Source organism: Mycobacterium sp. IS-2888 (assembly GCF_001954215.1).
GTDB lineage: Bacteria > Actinomycetota > Actinomycetes > Mycobacteriales > Mycobacteriaceae > Mycobacterium.
The window spans coordinates 297,601-316,770 of record NZ_MBET01000094.1; the positions used below are offsets into that span (position 1 = coordinate 297,601).

Consider the following 19,170-nt stretch of genomic DNA (forward strand, 5'->3'; position numbering starts at 1 on the left):
CCGCCAATGGACCGCAGCATTCTTGCGTTTCAGCGAATTGTTATGTGCGGCTAGTGCTGCGGGCGGCGGTTCATTGAGCGCGCGACCATGATCAACGCGAACACGATGATGGCGCCGATGACGGCCACGCCCACTCGCACCGGCAGCGCGTCTGCCGACGGCAGGATCCCGCCCGCCTGGGCGTCATTGGCCTGACGGTCGGCCGCCGCATCCGGCTTGGTGGCCATCAGCGAGCGGTCGGGTTCGATCAGGTTGCCGACCTGGGTGCCCGTAGGGGTGCTGAACCCGTAGTCCAGCAGGTGCGCGGCCTGCTCCCACGGGGCGATCGGCTGCCGAGTCCCGTGCAGCAGCACCGCCATCAGCCGTCGCCCGTCGTGGTTGGCCGCGCCGACGAAGGTCTGCCCGGCGTCGTCGGTGTAGCCGGTCTTGCCGCCCAACGCGCCCGGGTATTTGAACAGCAGCTGGTTGTCGTTTTCCAGCTCGTAGCCCGGATGGTCGCCGTGGCCGGGGAAGTCGAACGTCCGGGTGGCCACGATGTCGGCGAAGGTGGGGTTCTGCCACGCATACCGGTAGAACAACCCGATGTCGTAGGCCGACGTGCTCATGCCGGGCCCGTCCAGTCCCGACGGCGTCACCACCCGGGTGTCCTGTCCGCCGAGCTTGGCGGCCAGGACGTTGATCTTCTCCAGCGCCTGCTGCATCCCGCCCAGCTGCATCGACAGCGCGTGCGCGGCGTCGTTGCCGGAGTGCATCAGCAGCCCGTGCAGCAATTGGTTGACGGTGTAGGTACCGCCGTCGTCCACACCGACTTTGGTGCCTTCGGCGGCCGCGTCGTCGGCGCTGCCGACGACGGACTTGTTGAGCGGCAGCGCGTTCAGGGACGCCATCGCTACGAGCACCTTGATGATGCTGGCCGGGCGGTGACGGCCGTGTGGGTCCTTGGCGGCGACGACGGCGCCGCTGTCCAGGTCCGCGACCAGCCAGGCGTCGGCGGAGACGTCGTTCGGCAGCGGCGGGGTGCCCGGCGCGGCGACGATGCCGCAGCCGCCGAGCACGTCGCCGCCGACCGGCTTGGGCGGCACCGCCAACGGGATCGGCGCGTCGCCGGCTTGCGGCACCTCCGACGAATCCACCGCGGGCGGAGTGTTCACCTGGTACGGGCAGTTGGTGGGACCGGCGTTGGGCCCGGGGCTGGGCTCGGCGTTGGCAACAACCGGCACAGCGATCGGCGCGCCGGCCATAAAAACCGCCGCTGCCAGGCATGACGCGGAACGTAACAGGCTCATTGCTTCAGCAGACTAGGCGATCGGAAGGTCAATTCCCGGGAGCCGCGCTGTGACTGATGGGGCAGATGTTACAAACTCGCCGGTGCGAGCGCGGACGGCGCCAAAGCACTACGCTGACACCATTCAAAACAACCGATTTTGGACTCGAATGTCGAAGGGGCGGCGCGACGGTGACGATTCCGCGCCGCGCTCGCTGGAACAGTTGCTCAAGCAGGTCGAGAAGGGGACGCAGGTTCGCAGCTCCGGGGCCGACGGTGTGTTGGACGACCTGAAGCGGCATCGCGACAGCACCACCAACGACGACCTGCGTTCGGCGCTCGCCTGGCTCTGCAACGCGCAATCGCGGATGGCGAGCAGCCCGTCGCCTGCGCATTCCAGGGATGTGTTGCTGGCCGCGTACGAGGTCAAACGGGTCCTCGCCGTCGGCTAAGCCGCCGCCTGGTCTGGCAGGTCCCCCGATCGGGGGACATGCAATTCGTCCGGCGGTATCCGATCGGAGGATAGTTCTGCCTGCTCAGCGCCCATATTGTCGGTGTCATGGCCGGATCGCTGGACGGGGTCTCCGTACACACGAACCCGTTCCCGCGCCTGCCCTCCCAGGGCGCGTTCTACACCGCCGGGATGCAGTTCAGCAATGGCGCGGTGGTGTTGCCGTTCATCTGCGCACACCTGGGGCTCACCTGGCTGGCCGCGCTGCTGTTTCCGGCGTACGGGCTTGGCTCCATCGTGGGAAATTCGGTGTCTCCCGCGGTTCTGCGGCGAGTGGGCCAGATGCGGCACCTGCTGCTGGCGGCGATGGCCGCGAGTGCGGCCGCGCTGATCCTGTGTGGGGCGGTGATCCGCTGGAGTGGCCTGCTTGCCGGGGCGGTATTTCTGCTGATGAGCGCCGGGGGCGGAGCCCTCGTCGCGGTGTCCAATGTCGCCTACCCCGACATGCCGTCCAGCAAGCTGTCCGCGCTGAGGCTGCTGATGGTCCAGGGGGCCATCGCATCGGTGGTGGCCACCGTTGCCGCGCTGTTCCTGGTGCCCGGGTTCGCCACCGGTGACAAGGCCACGTTGCACCGCGACCTCTTGTGCCTGGGCGCATTCGGCCTGGCCGCCGCCGGCTTCGCGGCGCTGTTCGTCGGCCCGGCGCGGTCCACGTCGACCGCCCCGAGGATCTCCGTGCGTGACACCTGCCGGCAGGGCTTCGGGGTCGCCCGCACCCAGCCGTGGTTTCGCCGGTATGTGATCACGTGCCTGCTGTTCGCCCCGCTTTCGCTGGGCACCACCTTCTATGCCCTGCGCACCGCGCACGAGAGCGGCACTTTGCGGGTGTTGGTGGCCCTGTCCAGCATCGCGCTTGTCATCGGTTCCGCGCTGTGGCGCAAGGTTTACCAGCTGTTCGGCGTGCGCGGCATGCTGCTGGGCAGTGCGCTGCTCAGCGCCGCCGCCGGCGTGCTGTCCATCGCGGCCGAGGCGTGCGGCCAGTGGGTTCACATCTGGGCCTACGGCAGCGTGTTCTTGCTGGCGACGGTGGCCGCCCTGGCCGTCTTCGCCGCGGCGATTTCGTGGATCGGCGTGGTCGCCGCCGAACCCCACCGCGGCATACTGATCGGGTTTTGCTCGATGCTGCTTGCCATCGAAACGACAGCGCTGGGAGGCGCCCTCGGCGGCATCGCACAAAACCACGCCACGATCTGGCCGGTCGCCGTCGTCCTGATCCTGGCCGTCGCCGCCGCCGTCGCGGCACTGGGCGCACCCGCGTCGCAGAAGCACCTCGCGGCGGAGCCCGCCTAGGGCCGGGTCGGCTGCGCCGGCTTGTCGGCGGGCGTCCGCAACAGGGCACGCACCACGCGACGGGCCGCGTAGGGCCGAAGCATGTGGCTGGCCGGGCGCGGGCGCACCCGTTGCGGCCACCAGAACCAGCGTCCGAGCAACGCGGCGATGGACGGCGTCATGAACGAACGCACGATCAGTGTGTCGAAGAGCAAACCCAACCCGATGGTGGTGCCGATCTGACCGATGATCCGCAAATCGCTGAAGATGAAGAGCGACATGGTCACGGCGAAGACCATGCCGGCGGCCGTCACCACCCCTCCGGTGCCCGCCATCGCACGGATGATCCCCGTATTCAAGCCGCCACCGATTTCCTCTTTGAGGCGGGAGACCAGCAACAGGTTGTAGTCCGATCCCACGGCCAAGAGCAGCATCACCGACATCGCCAACACCAGCCAATACAGATCGATGCCGAGCAGGTCCTGCCAGACGAGCACGGACAGGCCGAAGGACGAGCCCAGGGAGAGCAGCACCGTCCCGACGATCACCGCCGCGGCGACCACGCTTCGGGTGACGATCATCATGATGATCACGATCAGACTGATCGCGGCCACTCCGGCGATCAGCAGATCGTAGGTGGCGCCCTCTTGTAGGTCCTTGAACGTCGCGGCGACGCCGCCCATCGAGATCGCGGCGCCCTGCAACGGAGTTCCCTTGATGGCCTCTCGCGCCGCTTGCTGGATCGGCTCGACGCGGGCGATGCCCTCAGGCGTGTCGGGCTCTCCTTCGAGGGCAATGATGAAGCGGGCCGCCTTGCCGTCGGGCGACAAGAACATCTTGAGGCCGCGCTTGAAATCCGGGTTGTCAAAGGCGGATTGGGGCAGATAGAACGAATCGTCGACCTGGGCGGCGTCGAAGTCCCGGCCCATGGCGCCGGGATCTTTGCTATTCATCTCTTGCTCGTTGTCGAGAGACGCAAGTGTGCTGTGCCAGACCAGCATCATGTCCCGCATGATCGTCATCGTCGATAGCATCGGCAGCATCTGCGCTCGCATCTCCGGCAAGAGCCGGATGAGAACGTCCAGATCCTTGGTGAGAAATCGCAGCTTCTCGCTCAGCTGGTCCACATTGTCGAACGTGTCGAATACCGATCGAATCGCCCAGCAGACCGGGATATCGAAACAATGTTTCTCCCAGTAGAAATAGCTACCGATCGGGCGAAGGAAATCCGAGAAGTCCGCAAGGTGGTCCCTTATCAAGTCGGTGATGTCCGACATGTCGTGGGTGAGGTGATCCATGTCGACGGTGTCGTCGACAACTCCGCCCATGAGTTGATACATGCGCTGCATCGCTTCGATCGACACATCCATCGCGTGTACCTGGACCATCATGTCGTTCAATCGGTCCTTCATGAACCCGATGTTTTCGGCGTTCACTACGCCTTGCATGCTGATGATGAACGGAATCGACGTGTGCTTGATGGACGTTCCCAGCGGCCGGGTTATCGATTTCACCTGCGCGATGCCGGGGCTGTGAAAGATAGCATTCGCGACCTTGTCCAACACCAGCGTGTCCACCGGATCGCGCATGTCGTGATCGGATTCGAGCAACAGCACCTCGGGGTTGAGCCGCGCCTGCGAAAAGTGTCGGCCCGCGGCCGCGTCCCCGACATTGGACGGCATGCTAGGGGACATGAATTTGCGTAGGTCGTAAGTCGCCCTGTAAGTCGGCAAGGCGAGCAGGCCAATTGACGCAACCAGACATGTCGTGATGAGGACTGGGCCGGGCCAGCGGACGATTGCGGTGCCCACTCGGCGCCAGCGCCGGGTATTGAGCCGTCGCTTGGGGTCGAAGAGCTTGAAGATGCTGCCGACGGCCAGCACCGCCGGCCCGAGCGTGAGCGCGGCGAGGACGGCAACCAACATGCCGATGGCACAGGGGGCGCCGAGCGTCTTGAAATACGGAAGTCGGGCGAGGCTCAGGCAATACATGGCGCCGGCGATAGTCAGGCCCGAGCCCAAAATCACGTGGGCGGTCCCGCGAAACATCGTGTAGAAGGCGGTTTTTCGGTCCTCGCCCGCATAGCGGGCCTCGTGGTAGCGACCGAGCATGAAGATCGTGTAGTCGGTGCTGGCGGCAATGGCCAGCAGGGTGAGCAAGTTGGTGGCGAACGTCGAAAGACCAAAAACGTTGTGGTAAGCGAGAAACGCGACGGTCCCGCGGATTGCCCCCAGGTCGATCACGACCATGACCAGGACGAGAACCATGGTGACGAAGGACCGGTAGATGAAGAGCAACATCACCGCGATCACCGAGGCGGTGATCAGGGTGACCTTGGCGACGCTCCTGTCACCGGCCTCGGTTTGATCGGCGATGAGCGCGTACGGTCCGGTGACGTAGGCCTTGACGCCGCGCGGCGCCGGTGTGCCATTCACGATGTGGCGGACGGCGTGAACGGAGTTGTATGCCTGCGTTTCGTTGTTGCCGACGAGGTACACCACGACGTACGCGGCCTTGTCGTCCGCGCTTTGCGATCCCCCCGCGGTCAGGGGATCACTCCAGAAGTCCTGAATGTGCGCGACGTGGCGGGTGTCCGCCGACAGCTTGTGCATCAGGTCGTTGTAGAACCGGTGCGCAGTGTCATCGAGTGGCTTGTCGCCTTCCAGCACGATTGTCACCCGGCTGTTGGAATCAAACTCGCCGAATACCTGACCCACGTGCTTGATCGCCTGAACCGCGGGCGCGTCTTTCGGGCTCAGCGATACCGAGCGCGCTTTTCCGACGACTTCCAGCTGCGGGACGGCAATGTTGAGAATGGCTGTGAGCCCTAGCCATAACAGGACGATCGGCACCGCAAAGCGGGTGATCATCCGCGGCATAAACGGCGCTTTGGGGGGCCGGCTGAGAGCGCCCATCGCGCAGAACGTACACCTGCGACGGGCAACCGCGACTTGTATTTCAGCTAATCGTTATGTTTGCCGGCATTCAACGTAGGGCAATGTAGGGCGACTACACCTCGCGGAGCACGGTGCGCAGGATGGATTCGATCGTGTCGAACTCGGCCTGGCCGCTGATCAGCGGCGGGGCCAGCTGGATGACGGAATCGCCGCGGTCGTCGGTGCGGCAATACATCCCGGCCTCGAACAGCGCCGCCGAGACGCCGCCCAGCAGCGCTCGGCGTTCGTCGTCGCTGAAGGTCTGCTTGGTCGCCTGGTCCTTGACCAATTCGACGCCGTAGAAGTATCCCTCGCCGCGCACGTCGCCGACGATGGGCAGGTCGTACAGCTTCTCCAGGGTGGCGCGCAATGCCGGGGCGTTGGCCTTGACGTGATCGTTGAGGCCCTCGCGCTCGAAGATGTCGAGGTTGGCCAGCGCCACGGCGGCCGACACCGGATGCCCGCCGAACGTGTACCCGTGCGGAAACATCGTCTTGCCGTCGTCGAAGGGCTCGAACAACCGCTCGCTGGCGATCATCGCGCCGATCGGTGAGTAGCCCGACGTCATACCCTTGGCGCAGGTGATCATGTCGGGCACGTAGCCGAAGTCGTCGCAGGCGAACATCGAACCGATCCGGCCGAACGCACAGATCACCTCGTCGGAGACCAGCAGCACGTCGTAGGAGTCGCAGATCTCGCGGACCCGTTCGAAATAGCCCGGGGGCGGCGTGATGGAGCCGCCGGCATTCTGCACCGGTTCCAGGAACACCGCCGCGACGGTCTGCGGCCCCTCGAACTCGATGGCCTCGGCGATCCGGTCGGCGGCCCAGCGCCCGAAGGCTTTCGGGTCGGTGTCGAACGGCTCGGGTGCGCGGTAGAAATTGGTGTTGGGCACGCGGAAACCGCCCGGCGTCACCGGCTCGAACGGCGCCTTGTACAACGGCAGCCCGGTGATCGCCAGCGCACCCTGGGTGGTGCCGTGATAGGCGACCGATCGCGAAATCACCTTGTGTTTCCCGGGTTTGCCGGTGAGCTTGAAATACTGCTTGGCCACTTTCCACGCGGTCTCGACGGCCTCGGTGCCCCCGGTGGTGAAGAACACCCGGTTGAGGTCGCCCGGCGCGTAGCGCGCGAGCCGCTCGGCGAGCTCGATCGCGGGCGGGGTGGCGTAGCCCCACAGCGGGAAGAACGCCAGGGTGCTCGCCTGCCGGGCTGCGACCTCGGCGAGTTCGGCGCGGCCGTGGCCGACCTGCACCGTGAACAGACCGGACAGCGCGTCGAGGTAGCTCTTGCCGCGGTCGTCGAAGATGGTGACGCCCTCGCCGCGGGTGATGATCGGCGGCGTGAAGTGGGGGCCGTGCCGGGTGAAATGCAGCCAGAGGTGTTCGGTCATCGCCGCGAGCGTAACGCTAGGCTCGCGATATGACCGCAGCGCAGCAGGTCAGCGAGTTCGAAGAGCTGCGGCCGCATCTCCTGTCGGTCGCCTACCGGCTGACGGGAACGGTGGCCGACGCGGAGGACATCGTCCAGGACGCCTGGTTGCGCTGGGATTCCGCCGAGACCGCGGGCGCGATCACCGACCTGCGCGCGTGGCTGACGACCGTGGTGAGCCGGCTCGGCCTGGACAGGCTGCGGTCGGCAGCGCATCGCCGCGAGACCTACACCGGCAATTGGCTGCCCGAGCCGGTGGTCACCGGTCTCGTGGATGCGCAAGAGCCCGATCCGCTGGCCGCGGTGGTGGCCACCGAGGATGCCCGGTTCGCGGCGATGGTGGTGCTCGAGCGGCTCACGCCCGATCAGCGGGTCGCATTCGTGTTGCACGACGGGTTCGCCATGCCCTTCGCGGAAGTGGCCGAGGTGCTGGGGATCAACGAGGCCGCCGCCCGGCAGCTGGCGTCGCGGGCCCGCAAGGCCGTCGCCGTCGAACCACCGCCGGAGCCCGACCCGTCGCACAACGAAGTGGTTGGCCGGCTGATGGCCGCCATGTCCGCCGGTGACGTGGAGGCCGTGGTGGCGCTGCTGCATCCCGACGTGACTTTCACCGGCGATTCGAATGGCAAGGCGCCCACGGCAGTTCAGGTCATCCAGGGGCCGGACAAGGTGGTCCGGTTCATGCTCGGCCTGGCCCGCCGCTACGGCCCCGATTTTTACACGGCCTATCAACTGGGGCTGGTCAACGGCGAGCTCGGCATTTACACGTCCGGCTTCCCGGCCGGCGACGGCTACCGCGAGATGTGTCCGAGGGTGATGGCGATGACGGTACGCGACGGAAAGGTCTGCGCCCTATGGGATATCGCCAACCCCGACAAGTTCACCGGCTCTCCGCTGCGGCGCGAGCGGTCGTAAGTCAGTCGAGTCAAGCGCGGATTGGAGAGGGTAGATGGCCGGCGGCGTCGCCGAGGCGATGGGCAAGTTGATGTTCCGCGGAATGGACAAGATGCGGCACCGCAGCGCGTTCGACGTCGGCGCCAGGACTCCGCAAGGTAAGGACTTCACCGGTTTCGAGAAGACGCGGCAAATCCTGTTGGTGACGTTCAGGCGTTCCGGCGAGGCGATGCCGAGCCCGATCAATCACGGTGTCGCCGACGGGAAGATCTACGTGCGCACGGATGGCTCCACCGGAAAGGTCAAGCGCATCAAGAACAATCCGCGCGTCGTGGTGGTGCCGAGCAGTTTTCGCGGCAAGCCGAAAGGTCAAGCGGTTGCCGGGGTGGCCAGGATCCTTTCCGAGTCCGAACATGCGCACGCGGACAAGGTGATCGCGGCAAACTGGAGCCTGCCGATGAAGTTGTTCGAGCGCAGCCTGGACAAGGGCAGCGCGGCGTTCGACATCCCGACCACCTACATCGAGATCGCGCCGGCGCCCGAGGCTTGATTGGAGCGCATGGTTTCCAGCCCGACCCGCAGCGCACCGGCCGCCTCACTGGCGGCTTCGGCGAAGCGGCCGCCGAGGCCGACGAAGTTGAGGTACGCATGGGGCAGGTCAGCCTGACATGTGAAGGCAACCGGGATTCCGTTGGCGCGCAGCGTTTTCGCGTATGCCGCGCCGTCGTCGCGGATCGGATCGAAACCGGCGCTGGCGATATAGGCGGGCGGCAGGCCGGTGACGTCTCCGTGCAACGGTGACAATCGCGGATCGCCGCGATCGGTTCCCGGCGGCACGTAGTTGGCCAGTGCCCACTCGAGGTTCGCGTCGGTGAAGGTGGAGCCGCGGGCGAACAGGTCGCGCGACGGACGGCGCGTGCTGAGGTCAGTCGGCGGATACATCAGTAGCTGAAACGCCGGCACCGGACCGCCCCGCCGCACCGCCTGCTGCGCGGTGACGGCGGCGAGATTGCCTCCGGCGCTGTCGCCCCCGACCGCGATGCGGCCGGGATCCGCTCCCAGATCCGTAGCGTGGCGGTGCGCGTGCTCGAACGCGGCGACGGCGTCGTCGAGGGCTGCGGGGAACCGGTGCTCGGGCGCACGCCGGTACTCGACGGACAGCACGCGCACGCCGGCGTGGCTCGCCAGGTACCGGGCGACGGGGTCGTGGCTCAGCCGTGAGCCGACGGAGAAGCCGCCGCCGTGGAAGTACACCAGCAGCCCCGACGGCTCGGGCACGTCCCCCGGCGCGTACAGGGTGGCCGGGACGCCGCCGCGCTCGGCGGGGATGGTGATTTCCCGCGTCGCCACCGGTATGGGTGATGCGTAGCCGATGAGCCGCGAGAGTTGGTCATAGCGCGCGCGGGCCTTTTCGACGGGGTCGGTGAAAACGTCGGAGCCCGAGAGGTTTTTGAGCCGGATCATTAACTGCGCGTCGAGGGTGAGTTCCTGGCCGTCGATGCGGAGCGGAGGGCCGGCCAACAATCGTCGGACCGGCCGGGGCGCCGCGAAGAGGGCCCGGATGACGGCCGCCTTCGCGTGGGTACCTAGCGGTGCTGCCATGAGATCAAGCGTGGGGCAATCCGACCGGGGACGCTTGTACGGATCCGTCAGACTTCGCGAACCGCTTGCGCGAAGGCACGCGGGGCCGCGCCGGTCATCTCCCAGCACACCTTGTTGGCGTGCGAGCCGTCGGCGAATCCGGCCAGGTGGGCGGCATCGGTCACGGAGCGCCCGTCGAGGAGGTGGCCGACGGCGGTCACCAGCCGCTGCCAACGGATCGTGGCCGAGAACGAGACGCCGGTCTGTTGTCGGCATAGCCGCCCGAGGTAATCGGGCGACAGCGCAACGGCATCCGCGACCGAGGCCACATCGATGTGGGCGGGAACCCGGCTGGACACGACGTCCATCGCCCGCCGCAGCTGCGGGTGAACGGACCGGGGTTCGCCCGGGCGCCGGTCGTCCGTGCCGCACAGCTCGTCGACGAGTAAGTCCGCTCCGGCCCGCGGGCCATCGGCGGCCAGCGACGCCGCGGTCATCTCGGCCAATCGCTGCCCGTCGCCGACGATCCAGACTCCGCGCCGACCGCGGCTGTGGCCCAACGTGTTCAGCGCAAAACCCTGCGGTGTCTGCAACCCGAAATACAGCGTCAGCGCCCCCGATGCCGAATCCGACCGGACGGCGTGGCGTGCTCCGCTGGCGACGACGACCAGCCGGCACACGTCCCGCGCATCGCCGTCGCGCGTGACAGTAACGGGGCCCTGCGTACCGACTGTGACCTGAACCGCGGGATGGTGGTGGACGGCAAGGTCGGAGAATCCGCCGCCCGCGATGAGCCGCCCCGGCTGCACATCCCAGACGCGCATGCCGCCACTTTAGCCCCGTCGTGCTGCCTGGCTCGTGACGTCCGCCCACGGAACACGGCAGGCGTCACCGGAATTGAAGCCCTGCTCGGTGATGCCCAGGGCGGAGTTCACCCGGGCCCGCATGTTCTCGAGCCCGATCTGATAGGTCAGCTCGAACACCCCCGCGTCGCCGAAGCGGGCCCGCAGGTCGGCGACCTGCTCGTCGGTGACGGTGTGCGGATCCGTGGTTATCGCGTCGGCGTAGGCGATGGCGGCGCGCTCGTCGTCGGTGAACGCCGGTGAGGTGGCGTAGTTGTCGATGTCCTTGAGCCGCTCCATGTCCAGGCCGTCCAAGCGCTGCAGCATCGACCCGAAGTCAACGCACCAGGAGCAGCCGATGGCGCGCGCGGTCCACAACACCGCGAGCTCACGCACGCTGACCGGAAGCGTCTTGGACGCCCGCTCGACCATGGTCTCGTGGACGGCGCCGGCGATCATCAGTTTGCGATGATGCGCGGACACGGCGAACGGTTCGGGAACTTGGCCGTAGCGCCGCTTGGCGACCCGGTACATCGCGCGGGTCAGCAATCCGGCGCGCTTGGGGGGCAGGGGCTCGATACGTGTTTTCTGTGTCATACCCCTCAGACGAGACAGGTCGACAATGTGTGACGAGCGCGGTCAGCGCGAGGGGCGACTTCGCGCCTTCTGCCTCGCGGGCCGCGAGACAGCCGTAACATGCGGCTAGCCTCTCGGCATCGATGGCCAGTGGTGGCGATTGGGAGTCAACGATGACTGCGCTGTTTAGCCGGCGGGCCGACCAGTACGACTGGCTCTCCGGCTACCTCGCGTCGCGCGGCATCGGAGGCGCCACTCGGGCCGTGATGGCGTTCATTGCGACGTCGATGGTGTTGTGCCTGCTCGCACTGCTGGCCAGTTCGGACGGTCCCCGCGGACCGGTGCCGGTGGCGATGACATGGGTTGCCGTCGCCGGCGGGGTAGCGGGCGTGTTGCTGTGGGTTTGGCGGTGGCCGACGCGCAGGCAGTCAATCGCATTCGCCATCACGTGCAACACCGCCGTCGCCTTGGCGTGCCTGGCACACCCGAACCCGCTCGCCGCGCTGATCGGGTGCATAGCATTCGCGACCTTCGGCGCCTACATGGCGTTCTTTCACACCACGGGTTTGGTGCTGTACAACTTCGCGGTTGCCGCCGCCGTCGGCTCCTGGGAGGCGGTGTCGTTGGCGAGATCTGGACACCCCAGCCTGGCGGGGGTGGACCTCTGGCTGGTGATCGAGGTCAACATCGCCCTACCACTCGCCATTCGCATCCTGGTGCGCGCTTTGGCGGGAGATCTGCTGACTGCCGACCGCGATCCGTTGACGGGCCTGCTCAATCGGCGCGCATTTCAGCACGAGGCGCTGGGAATGATCTTGGCCCGACGCGGCATCGACTCCCACCTCGTGGTCATGTTGATCGATCTCGACAACTTCAAATCCGTCAACGACAGGTGCGGCCACGCGGCGGGCGATCGCGCACTGGTCCAGGTCGCGCGGGCGCTGTTGGCCGCCGCCGACAATCAAGCGGTGGTGGCCCGGAGCGGTGGTGAGGAATTTCTCGTCGCCGGCACGTCTTCGACCTGCAACGCAGAGTCGCTGGCCGCGCGCGCGTGCCGGGCCATCGCGATCTCGGCCGCGGGAGTCACCGCCAGCGTCGGCACCGCGTGCGCCCGCCTCGACGACGCCGCAACCGAACCGCAGTCAGTTCTAGAGGAGTTGATCACGGCCTCCGATGCCGCGATGTATCAGGCTAAACGGTTGGGGGGCAACCAAAGTAATCACCACGAACTTTGTTGACCCGTGCAGATATCAGCGCGTGAACATCAGCGCGCGCTTGACCTCCTGGATCGCCTTGGTCACCTCGATGCCCCGCGGGCAGGATTCGGTGCAGTTGAACGTGGTCCGGCACCGCCACACGCCGTCGACCTCGTTGAGGATGTCGAGGCGCTCGGCGGCGGCCTCGTCGCGGCTGTCGAAGATGAAGCGGTGCGCGTTGACGATCGCGGCCGGGCCGTAGTAGCTGCCCTCGTGCCAGAAGATCGGGCAGCTGGTGGTGCAGCACGCGCACAGGATGCACTTGGTGGTGTCGTCGTAGCGGGCGCGGTCGGTGGGGCTCTGGATGCGTTCCCGCGTCGGGGGATTGCCCGTGGTGATCAGGTACGGCTTCACGGCGCGGTAGGCGTCGAAGAACGGCTCCATGTCGACGACGAGGTCCTTCTCCACCGGCAACCCGCGGATCGGTTCGACCGTGATGGTCAAAGACTTGCCGGGCTTCTTGGGTAACAGGTCGCGCATCAGCACCTTGCACGCCAGCCGGTTGACGCCGTTGATGCGCATGGCGTCCGACCCGCACACCCCGTGCGCGCACGATCGCCGGAAGGTCAGCGTCCCGTCGAGGTAGCTCTTGATGTAGATCAGCAGGTTGAGCAGCCGGTCACTGGGCAGGCAGGGCACCCGAAAGCTTTGCCACCCACCGGTTTTCGCGAAGGCGTCCGGTTGGTCGGGGTTGAACCGGGCGATCTTGACGGTCACCAGCACCGCGCCCTCCGGAACCGGCGGCAGCGGCGGGTCCCCCCCGCTTGCGGGGGACGGCGGGTCCAAAGTTTCGGCGTCCTCTCCTGGTTCCAAGGCCATCAGTACTTCCGCTCCTTCGGTTCGTAGCGGGTCTGCACCACCGGCTTGAAGTCCAGCGCGACGTCGCTCAGCAAGTCGGTGCCCTGCTTGTAGGCCATGGTGTGCCGCATGTAGTTGACGTCGTCGCGGTTCGGATAGTCCTCGCGGGCATGGCCGCCGCGGGACTCCTTGCGATTCAGGGCGCCGACGACGGTGACTTCGGCCAGCTCCAGCAGGAAGCCCAGCTCGATGGCCTCCAACAGGTCGCTGTTGTAGCGCTTGCCCTTGTCGTGCACGGTGATTCGGGAGTATCGCTCTTTCAAAGCGTGGATGTCGGTCAGCGCCTGCTTGAGCGTCTCCTCGGTGCGGAACACCGCGGCATTGTTGTCCATCGTCTGCTGCAGGGCGCCGCGGATGTCGGCGACGCGCTCGTTGCCGTGCTCGGAGAGGATGTCGGCCACCCACCCGACGACCATCGCCTCCGGCGTCGGCGGCATGTCGACGAAGTCGTGGCCCCGGGCGTATCCCGCCGCCGCGATGCCGGCCCGGCGCCCGAACACGTTGATGTCCAGCAGCGAATTGGTGCCCAGTCGGTTGGCGCCGTGCACCGACACGCACGCGCACTCGCCGGCCGCGTACAGGCCCGGGACGGTGGAAGTGTTGTCCCGCAACACCTGTCCGGTGACTGTGGTCGGGATGCCGCCCATCAGGTAGTGACAGGTCGGATAGACCGGGACCAGCTCATGCACCGGGTCCACACCCAGGTAGGTGCGGGCGAACTCGGTGATGTCGGGCAGCTTGGCCTCGAGCACATCCTCGCCGAGGTGGCGCACGTCGATGTAGACGTAGTCCTTGTGCGGCCCGGCACCGCGGCCCTCGAGCACCTCCAACACCATCGAGCGGGCGACGATGTCGCGGGGGGCCAGGTCGACGATGGTCGGGGCGTAGCGCTCCATGAAGCGCTCGCCCTCGCCGTTGAGCAGCCGGCCGCCCTCGCCGCGCACCGCTTCGGAGATCAGGATGCCCAGGCCGGCGAGCCCGGTCGGGTGGAACTGGTGAAACTCCATGTCCTCCAACGGAAGTCCCTTGCGGAAGACGATGCCGATGCCGTCGCCGGTCAGCGTGTGCGCGTTGGACGTGGTTTTGTACATGCGGCCCGAACCGCCGGTGGCGATCACGACGGCCTTGGCGTGGAAGACGTGGATGTTGCCGGTGGCCAGCTCGTAGGCGATGACCCCGGTGGCCACCGGACCGCTCGGGGTCTGCGTCAAAGCCAGGTCGAGCGCGTAGAACTCGTTGAAAAACTCCACGTCGTGCTTGACGCAGTTTTGGTAGAGCGTCTGCAGGATCATGTGGCCGGTGCGGTCGGCGGCGTAGCAGGCCCGGCGTACGGGTGCCTTGCCGTGGTCGCGGGTGTGCCCGCCGAACCGGCGCTGGTCGATGCGGCCCTCGGGGGTGCGGTTGAACGGCATCCCCATCTTCTCCAGGTCGAGCACCGCGTCGATGGCTTCCTTGCACATGATCTCCACGGCGTCCTGGTCGGCGAGGTAGTCGCCGCCCTTGACGGTGTCGAAGGTGTGCCATTCCCAGTTGTCGTCCTCGACGTTGGCCAGCGCGGCGCACATGCCGCCCTGCGCGGCGCCGGTGTGGCTGCGGGTGGGGTAGAGCTTGGTGAGCACCGCGGTGCGCACGCGGGGGCCGGCCTCGACGGCGGCCCGCATTCCCGCACCGCCCGCGCCGACGATCACCACGTCGTATCGGTGTTGCTGGATCACCGGTCAGCCTCCGATATTCGGGTCGAACGTCATCAGTACGTAGGTGCCCAGCACCAACGTGAATCCCATCGACAGCAGCAGCAGGCTGTTGAGCCAGAATCGGGTGCGGTCCGTGCGGCTGTAGTCGTCGATGATGGTGCGCAGGCCGTTGCCGCCGTGCAGCTGCGCCAGCCACAACAGCGCCAGGTCCCAGAACTGCCAGAACGGTGACGCCCAGCGCTGGGCCACGTAGTTGAAGTCGATGCGGTATACCCCGTTGTCCCACATCAGCATGATGAACAGGTGCCCGATGGCCAGGAAGACAAGCGCGACGCCGGAGAACCGCATGAACAGCCACGCGAACTTCTCGAAGTTGGGTATGCCGGCGCGACGCCGCGGCGAGCGCGGATTGTCCAGGCTCGCCGGACGGTCGTGGCTGCGCTGGTGTACCGGCGCGACCTCGCCCCGGCCGAGCTGAAGGTCGGGGCTGCTCATCGGAAGTGCTCCCACATGTGGATGCCCAGCACTACCCCCACCGGAACCATGAGCAGCAGGAAGACGACGCAGACGACCCAGAACATCACACGCTGGTAGCGGGGGCCCTGCGACCAGAAGTCGATCAGGATCACCCGGATCCCATTCAGGCCGTGGAACGCTACGGCGGCGACCAGGCCGAATTCCATCAGGCCCACGATCGGGGTCTTATAGGTCGCGATCACCTCGTTGTAGGCCTGCGGGCTGACCCGGACCAGGGCGGTGTCCAAAACATGCACGAACAAGAAGAAGAAGATCGTGGCACCGGTGATGCGATGCAGCACCCACGACCACATGCCGGGATCCCCCCGATACAGGGTTCGCGGCGGCCGCCGCTTGCGCGAGGGTGTCGACGCCGGTACGGCCGGATCCGCGGTTGTCGCCTGTGTGCTCACTGAAGTTCTCACCGCCTTCGTCAACAAGCCGGGCAACCGAGCTTAGCCCCGCAACGATGGGCCGCGGTAGGAGATCGGTCCGGCCACGACGCCGTGTCGCATCGGAGTTAGGGTGGCTGCTTGAGCCGGCCCAACAAGTCAGCCCATCGGTGAACGGGGGTTGCGAAATGCCAGATGTCGATTGGAATATGCTGCGGGACAACGCGATCCAGGCGGCTGCGGGAGCCTATGCGCCGTACTCGCGGTTCCCGGTGGGTGCCGCCGCACTGGTCGACGATGGCCGCGTCGTTACCGGTTGCAATGTGGAGAACGTCTCATATGGCCTTGGTCTCTGCGCCGAGTGCGGTGTGGTGTGCGCCCTACATTCCACCGGCGGGGGCCGGCTGATCGCGCTGGCGTGCGTGGACGGGCAGGGATCCTCGCTGATGCCGTGCGGGCGATGCCGGCAGGTGCTGCTGGAGCACGGCGGTCCGGAGTTGCTGATCGACCATCCGGCCGGGCCCCGCCGGCTCGACGAGCTGCTGCCCGACGCGTTCGGCGCCGAGGTCCCCCGGGAACGTTCTTGACCGATTTCGCATTCGACGCGCCGACGGTGATCAAGACCAAGCGCGACGGCGGCAGGTTGTCCGACGCCGCCATCGCGTGGGTCGTCGACGCCTACACCGACGGCCGCGTCGCCGACGAGCAGATGGCGGCGCTGCTGATGGCGATCGTGTTGCGCGGCATGGACCGCGGCGAGATCGCCGAGTGGACGGCGGCGATGCTGGCGTCCGGTGAGCGGTTGGACTTCGGCGACCTGCGGCGCGACGGACGGCCGCTGCCCACCGTGGACAAGCACTCCACCGGCGGGGTCGGGGACAAGATCACCCTGCCGCTGCTGCCCGTCGTCGCCGCGTGCGGGGCGGCGGTGCCGCAGGCGTCGGGCCGGGGGCTCGGGCACACCGGCGGCACCCTGGACAAACTGGAATCCATCGCCGGATTCACCGCCCAGCTGTCCAACGGGCGGGTCCGTGAACAGCTCGTCGATGTGGGCGCGGCGATCTTCGCCGCGGGCGAGCTGGCGCCCGCGGACGCCAAGCTCTACGCGCTGCGTGATGTCACCGGCACCGTCGAGTCGCTGCCCCTGATCGCCAGCTCGGTGATGAGCAAGAAGCTGGCCGAGGGCGCGGGCGCGCTGGTGCTCGACGTGAAGGTCGGCGCGGGGGCGTTGCTGACGTCGGAGGCGGCTTCCCGCGAGCTGGCGCACATCATGATCGAGCTGGGCGCCGCGCACGGGGTGCCCACGCGCGCGCTGTTGACCGACATGAACGCCCCGCTCGGCGCTGCCGTCGGCAACGCGCTCGAGGTCGCCGAATCCCTGGAAGTCCTGGCCGGCGGCGGGCCGCCCGACGTAGTGGAGCTGACGCTGCGGCTGGCTGGCGAAATGCTCGAACTCGCCGGGATCGACGGCGCCGACCCCGCCGACGCGCTGCGCGACGGCACCGCGATGGACCGATTTCGCCGGCTCGTGGCGGCCCAGGGCGGCGATTTGTCGATACCGTTGCCGATCGGTGCGCTGTCCGAGACCGTGACCGCCACCCGGGGCGGCACAATGGGCGATATCGACGCGATGGCAGTGGGGCTGGCGGCATGGCGGCTCGGTGCGGGCAGATCCCGCCCGGGTGAACGGGTGCAATTCGGCGCCGGCGTGAAGATCCACCGCCGTCCCGGCGAACCGGTGGTGGCCGGTGACCCGTTGTTCACCCTCCACACCGACACGCCCGAACGCGTCGGCGCCGCGATGGCCGAGCTGGACGGCGCGTGGAGCGTCGAAGACACACCGCCCGCGCCGCGGCCGCTGATCATCGATCGGATCGCCACGTGACCACACCTCTGGATCTGCGGCAGATCGAAAAAGCGCCGAAGGCCCTGCTGCACGATCACCTCGACGGTGGGCTGCGCCCGTCGACCGTGCTGGAGATCGCGGGCCAGACCGGCTACGACGGGCTGCCCGCCACCGACGTCGAGGAGCTGGCCACCTGGTTTCGCACCCGGTCGCACAGCGGTTCGCTGGAGCGCTACCTGGAGCCGTTCTCGCACACCGTCGCGGTGATGCAGACGTCCGAATCGCTGCATCGGGTGGCCTACGAGTGTGTGGAGGACCTGGCCGCCGATTCGGTGGTTTACGCCGAGGTGCGGTTCGCGCCCGAGCTGCACATCGACCGCGGGCTGTCTTTCGACGAGATCGTCGACGCCGTGCTTGCGGGTTTCGCCGACGGGGAGAAGGCCTGTGCCACCGCGGGGCGTCCAATTGTCGTGCGGCTCTTGGTCACCGCCATGCGACATGCCGCGGTGTCACGGGAGATCGCCGAGCTGGCGATCCGCTTCCGGGACAAGGGCGTGGTCGGGTTCGACATCGCCGGGGCGGAGGCCGGCAACCCGCCGTCGCGACACCTGGATGCGTTCGAATACATGCGAGATCACAACGCGCGCTTCACCATTCACGCCGGTGAGGCCTTTGGGTTGCCGTCCATCCACGAGGCGATCGCGTTCTGCGGGGCGGACCGGCTGGGCCATGGGGTGCGGATCGTCGACGACATCGATGTCTTGGAAGACGGTGGTGTGCGGTTGGGCAGGCTCGCATCGATCTTGCGGGACAAGCGAATTCCGCTGGAGCTGTGCCCCAGCTCGAACGTGCAGACCGGTGCGGCCAAGAGCATCGCGGACCACCCGTTCGATCTGCTGGCCCGATCCCGGTTTCGGGTGACCGTCAACACCGACAACCGGCTGATGAGCGATACCTCGATGAGCCTGGAAATGCACCGCCTGGTCGAGGCTTTCGGCTACGGATGGAGCGACCTCGAGCGGTTCACCATCAATGCGATGAAGTCGGCGTTCATTCCGTTCGACGAGCGCCTGGCCATCATCGACGAGGTGATCAAGCCGCGCTACGCGGTGTTGATCGGCTAGGCCAGCTGGCTCGGCGCCATCAAGTTCGCTTTGGGTGGCCGGGATTTGTCGTACCCCTTTGTGATGATGTGGTCATGTCTTCGACTGCATCGCTTGCCTCGGCGGGGTTGAGTCCTGCTGAGCGCCTGGGGGTGCTCTTTGAGGAGTTGGCGGAGTTGTCCGGTCAGCGCAATGCGATTG

At 67.0% G+C, this 19,170-nt stretch carries 17 protein-coding genes and 1 pseudogene; 8 read left to right on the forward strand and 10 right to left on the reverse strand.

Features of this window, described 5'->3' with window-relative positions; translation table 11 throughout:
• Positions 1-50: 50 nt before the first annotated feature.
• Positions 51-1,286: a D-alanyl-D-alanine carboxypeptidase family protein gene (locus A5745_RS18405; protein ID WP_076117842.1), complete on the reverse strand. Its 1,236-nt coding sequence runs from the start codon at positions 1,284-1,286 to the stop codon at positions 51-53.
• A gap of 193 nt (positions 1,287-1,479) precedes the next feature.
• On the opposite strand from A5745_RS18405, the gene A5745_RS18410 reads away from it, so the two are divergent.
• Together A5745_RS18410 and A5745_RS18415 are read left to right on the forward strand one after the other, a co-directional pair.
• Entirely contained in the window at positions 1,480-1,716 is a 237-nt protein-coding gene (locus tag A5745_RS18410; protein ID WP_076059681.1) for a hypothetical protein, read from the forward strand.
• A gap of 107 nt (positions 1,717-1,823) precedes the next feature.
• On the forward strand, positions 1,824-3,065 hold the full coding sequence (locus A5745_RS18415; RefSeq protein ID WP_076059595.1) for a hypothetical protein: 1,242 nt from the start codon (positions 1,824-1,826) through the stop codon (positions 3,063-3,065).
• Here A5745_RS18415 and A5745_RS18420 read toward each other — a convergent pair.
• Positions 3,062-5,959 (reverse strand): RND family transporter, encoded by a 2,898-nt coding sequence (locus tag A5745_RS18420; protein WP_076117844.1) that lies wholly within the window; start codon positions 5,957-5,959, stop codon positions 3,062-3,064. The genes A5745_RS18415 and A5745_RS18420 overlap by 4 nt on opposite strands.
• Positions 5,960-6,053: 94 nt before the next feature.
• Entirely contained in the window at positions 6,054-7,373 is a 1,320-nt protein-coding gene (locus A5745_RS18425) for an aspartate aminotransferase family protein (RefSeq protein ID WP_076117846.1), read from the reverse strand.
• Between the two features lie 29 nt (positions 7,374-7,402).
• Between A5745_RS18425 and A5745_RS18430 the strand changes: the two genes are divergently transcribed.
• Together A5745_RS18430 and A5745_RS18435 are read left to right on the forward strand one after the other, a co-directional pair.
• Complete coding sequence (locus A5745_RS18430) at positions 7,403-8,326, forward strand: sigma-70 family RNA polymerase sigma factor (protein WP_076059589.1); 924 nt, start codon at positions 7,403-7,405, stop codon at positions 8,324-8,326.
• 34 nt (positions 8,327-8,360) lie between these two features.
• Entirely contained in the window at positions 8,361-8,855 is a 495-nt protein-coding gene (locus A5745_RS18435; RefSeq protein ID WP_076059587.1) for a PPOX class F420-dependent oxidoreductase, read from the forward strand.
• On the opposite strand, the gene A5745_RS18440 is transcribed toward A5745_RS18435, so the two are convergent.
• The 3 genes and pseudogenes from A5745_RS18440 to A5745_RS18450 form a co-directional block, all read right to left on the reverse strand.
• Positions 8,822-9,907, reverse strand: coding sequence for an alpha/beta hydrolase (locus A5745_RS18440; protein ID WP_076117848.1), 1,086 nt, complete (start codon positions 9,905-9,907; stop codon positions 8,822-8,824). The genes A5745_RS18435 and A5745_RS18440 overlap by 34 nt on opposite strands.
• 47 nt (positions 9,908-9,954) lie before the next feature.
• Positions 9,955-10,710: a helix-turn-helix transcriptional regulator gene (locus tag A5745_RS18445; RefSeq protein WP_076117850.1), complete on the reverse strand. Its 756-nt coding sequence runs from the start codon at positions 10,708-10,710 to the stop codon at positions 9,955-9,957.
• A gap of 9 nt (positions 10,711-10,719) precedes the next feature.
• A pseudogene (locus A5745_RS18450) lies at positions 10,720-11,337 on the reverse strand (carboxymuconolactone decarboxylase family protein); the annotation flags it as partial.
• Positions 11,338-11,477: 140 nt separating this feature from the next.
• Between A5745_RS18450 and A5745_RS18455 the strand changes: the two are divergent.
• Entirely contained in the window at positions 11,478-12,542 is a 1,065-nt protein-coding gene (locus tag A5745_RS18455) for a diguanylate cyclase (RefSeq protein WP_076059579.1), read from the forward strand.
• 12 nt (positions 12,543-12,554) lie between these two features.
• On the opposite strand, the gene A5745_RS18460 is transcribed toward A5745_RS18455, so the two are convergent.
• The 4 genes from A5745_RS18460 to sdhC are packed head-to-tail and all read right to left on the reverse strand — an operon-like array spanning position 12,555 to position 15,942.
• Positions 12,555-13,379, reverse strand: coding sequence for a succinate dehydrogenase iron-sulfur subunit (locus A5745_RS18460; protein ID WP_076117852.1), 825 nt, complete (start codon positions 13,377-13,379; stop codon positions 12,555-12,557).
• Positions 13,379-15,133 (reverse strand): succinate dehydrogenase flavoprotein subunit, encoded by a 1,755-nt coding sequence (sdhA, locus tag A5745_RS18465; RefSeq protein ID WP_076117854.1) that lies wholly within the window; start codon positions 15,131-15,133, stop codon positions 13,379-13,381. Before sdhA ends, A5745_RS18460 begins: the two co-directional genes overlap by 1 nt.
• A gap of 3 nt (positions 15,134-15,136) precedes the next feature.
• Positions 15,137-15,607: a succinate dehydrogenase hydrophobic membrane anchor subunit gene (locus A5745_RS18470; RefSeq protein WP_076059574.1), complete on the reverse strand. Its 471-nt coding sequence runs from the start codon at positions 15,605-15,607 to the stop codon at positions 15,137-15,139.
• Positions 15,604-15,942 (reverse strand): succinate dehydrogenase, cytochrome b556 subunit, encoded by a 339-nt coding sequence (gene sdhC / locus A5745_RS18475; RefSeq protein WP_254848612.1) that lies wholly within the window; start codon positions 15,940-15,942, stop codon positions 15,604-15,606. Before sdhC ends, A5745_RS18470 begins: the two co-directional genes overlap by 4 nt.
• Positions 15,943-16,208: 266 nt before the next feature.
• Between sdhC and A5745_RS18480 the strand changes: the two genes are divergently transcribed.
• From A5745_RS18480 to A5745_RS18490, 3 genes are read left to right on the forward strand one after another with little or no spacing between them, the layout of a single operon-like run.
• Entirely contained in the window at positions 16,209-16,607 is a 399-nt protein-coding gene (locus tag A5745_RS18480; protein ID WP_076117856.1) for a cytidine deaminase, read from the forward strand.
• Complete coding sequence (locus A5745_RS18485) at positions 16,604-17,905, forward strand: thymidine phosphorylase (protein ID WP_076117858.1); 1,302 nt, start codon at positions 16,604-16,606, stop codon at positions 17,903-17,905. The genes A5745_RS18480 and A5745_RS18485 overlap by 4 nt, the downstream gene beginning before the upstream one ends.
• Positions 17,902-18,990, forward strand: coding sequence for an adenosine deaminase (locus tag A5745_RS18490; protein WP_076117859.1), 1,089 nt, complete (start codon positions 17,902-17,904; stop codon positions 18,988-18,990). Before A5745_RS18485 ends, A5745_RS18490 begins: the two co-directional genes overlap by 4 nt.
• The last annotated feature ends 180 nt before the right edge of the window (positions 18,991-19,170 follow it).

Coding starts and splice junctions, on each gene's coding strand:
- A5745_RS18460 (WP_076117852.1), bottom strand. CDS start 13,379: ATGGCCTTGGAACCAGGAGAGGACGCCGAAACTTTGGACCCGCCGTCC.
- A5745_RS18480 (WP_076117856.1), top strand. CDS start 16,209: ATGCCAGATGTCGATTGGAATATGCTGCGGGACAACGCGATCCAGGCG.
- A5745_RS18405 (WP_076117842.1), bottom strand. CDS start 1,286: ATGAGCCTGTTACGTTCCGCGTCATGCCTGGCAGCGGCGGTTTTTATG.
- A5745_RS18435 (WP_076059587.1), top strand. CDS start 8,361: ATGGCCGGCGGCGTCGCCGAGGCGATGGGCAAGTTGATGTTCCGCGGA.
- A5745_RS18470 (WP_076059574.1), bottom strand. CDS start 15,607: ATGAGCAGCCCCGACCTTCAGCTCGGCCGGGGCGAGGTCGCGCCGGTA.
- A5745_RS18445 (WP_076117850.1), bottom strand. CDS start 10,710: ATGCGCGTCTGGGATGTGCAGCCGGGGCGGCTCATCGCGGGCGGCGGA.
- A5745_RS18420 (WP_076117844.1), bottom strand. CDS start 5,959: ATGGGCGCTCTCAGCCGGCCCCCCAAAGCGCCGTTTATGCCGCGGATG.
- A5745_RS18440 (WP_076117848.1), bottom strand. CDS start 9,907: ATGGCAGCACCGCTAGGTACCCACGCGAAGGCGGCCGTCATCCGGGCC.
- A5745_RS18455 (WP_076059579.1), top strand. CDS start 11,478: ATGACTGCGCTGTTTAGCCGGCGGGCCGACCAGTACGACTGGCTCTCC.
- A5745_RS18415 (WP_076059595.1), top strand. CDS start 1,824: ATGGCCGGATCGCTGGACGGGGTCTCCGTACACACGAACCCGTTCCCG.
- A5745_RS18425 (WP_076117846.1), bottom strand. CDS start 7,373: ATGACCGAACACCTCTGGCTGCATTTCACCCGGCACGGCCCCCACTTC.
- sdhC (WP_254848612.1), bottom strand. CDS start 15,942: ATGTGGTCGTGGGTGCTGCATCGCATCACCGGTGCCACGATCTTCTTC.
- A5745_RS18430 (WP_076059589.1), top strand. CDS start 7,403: ATGACCGCAGCGCAGCAGGTCAGCGAGTTCGAAGAGCTGCGGCCGCAT.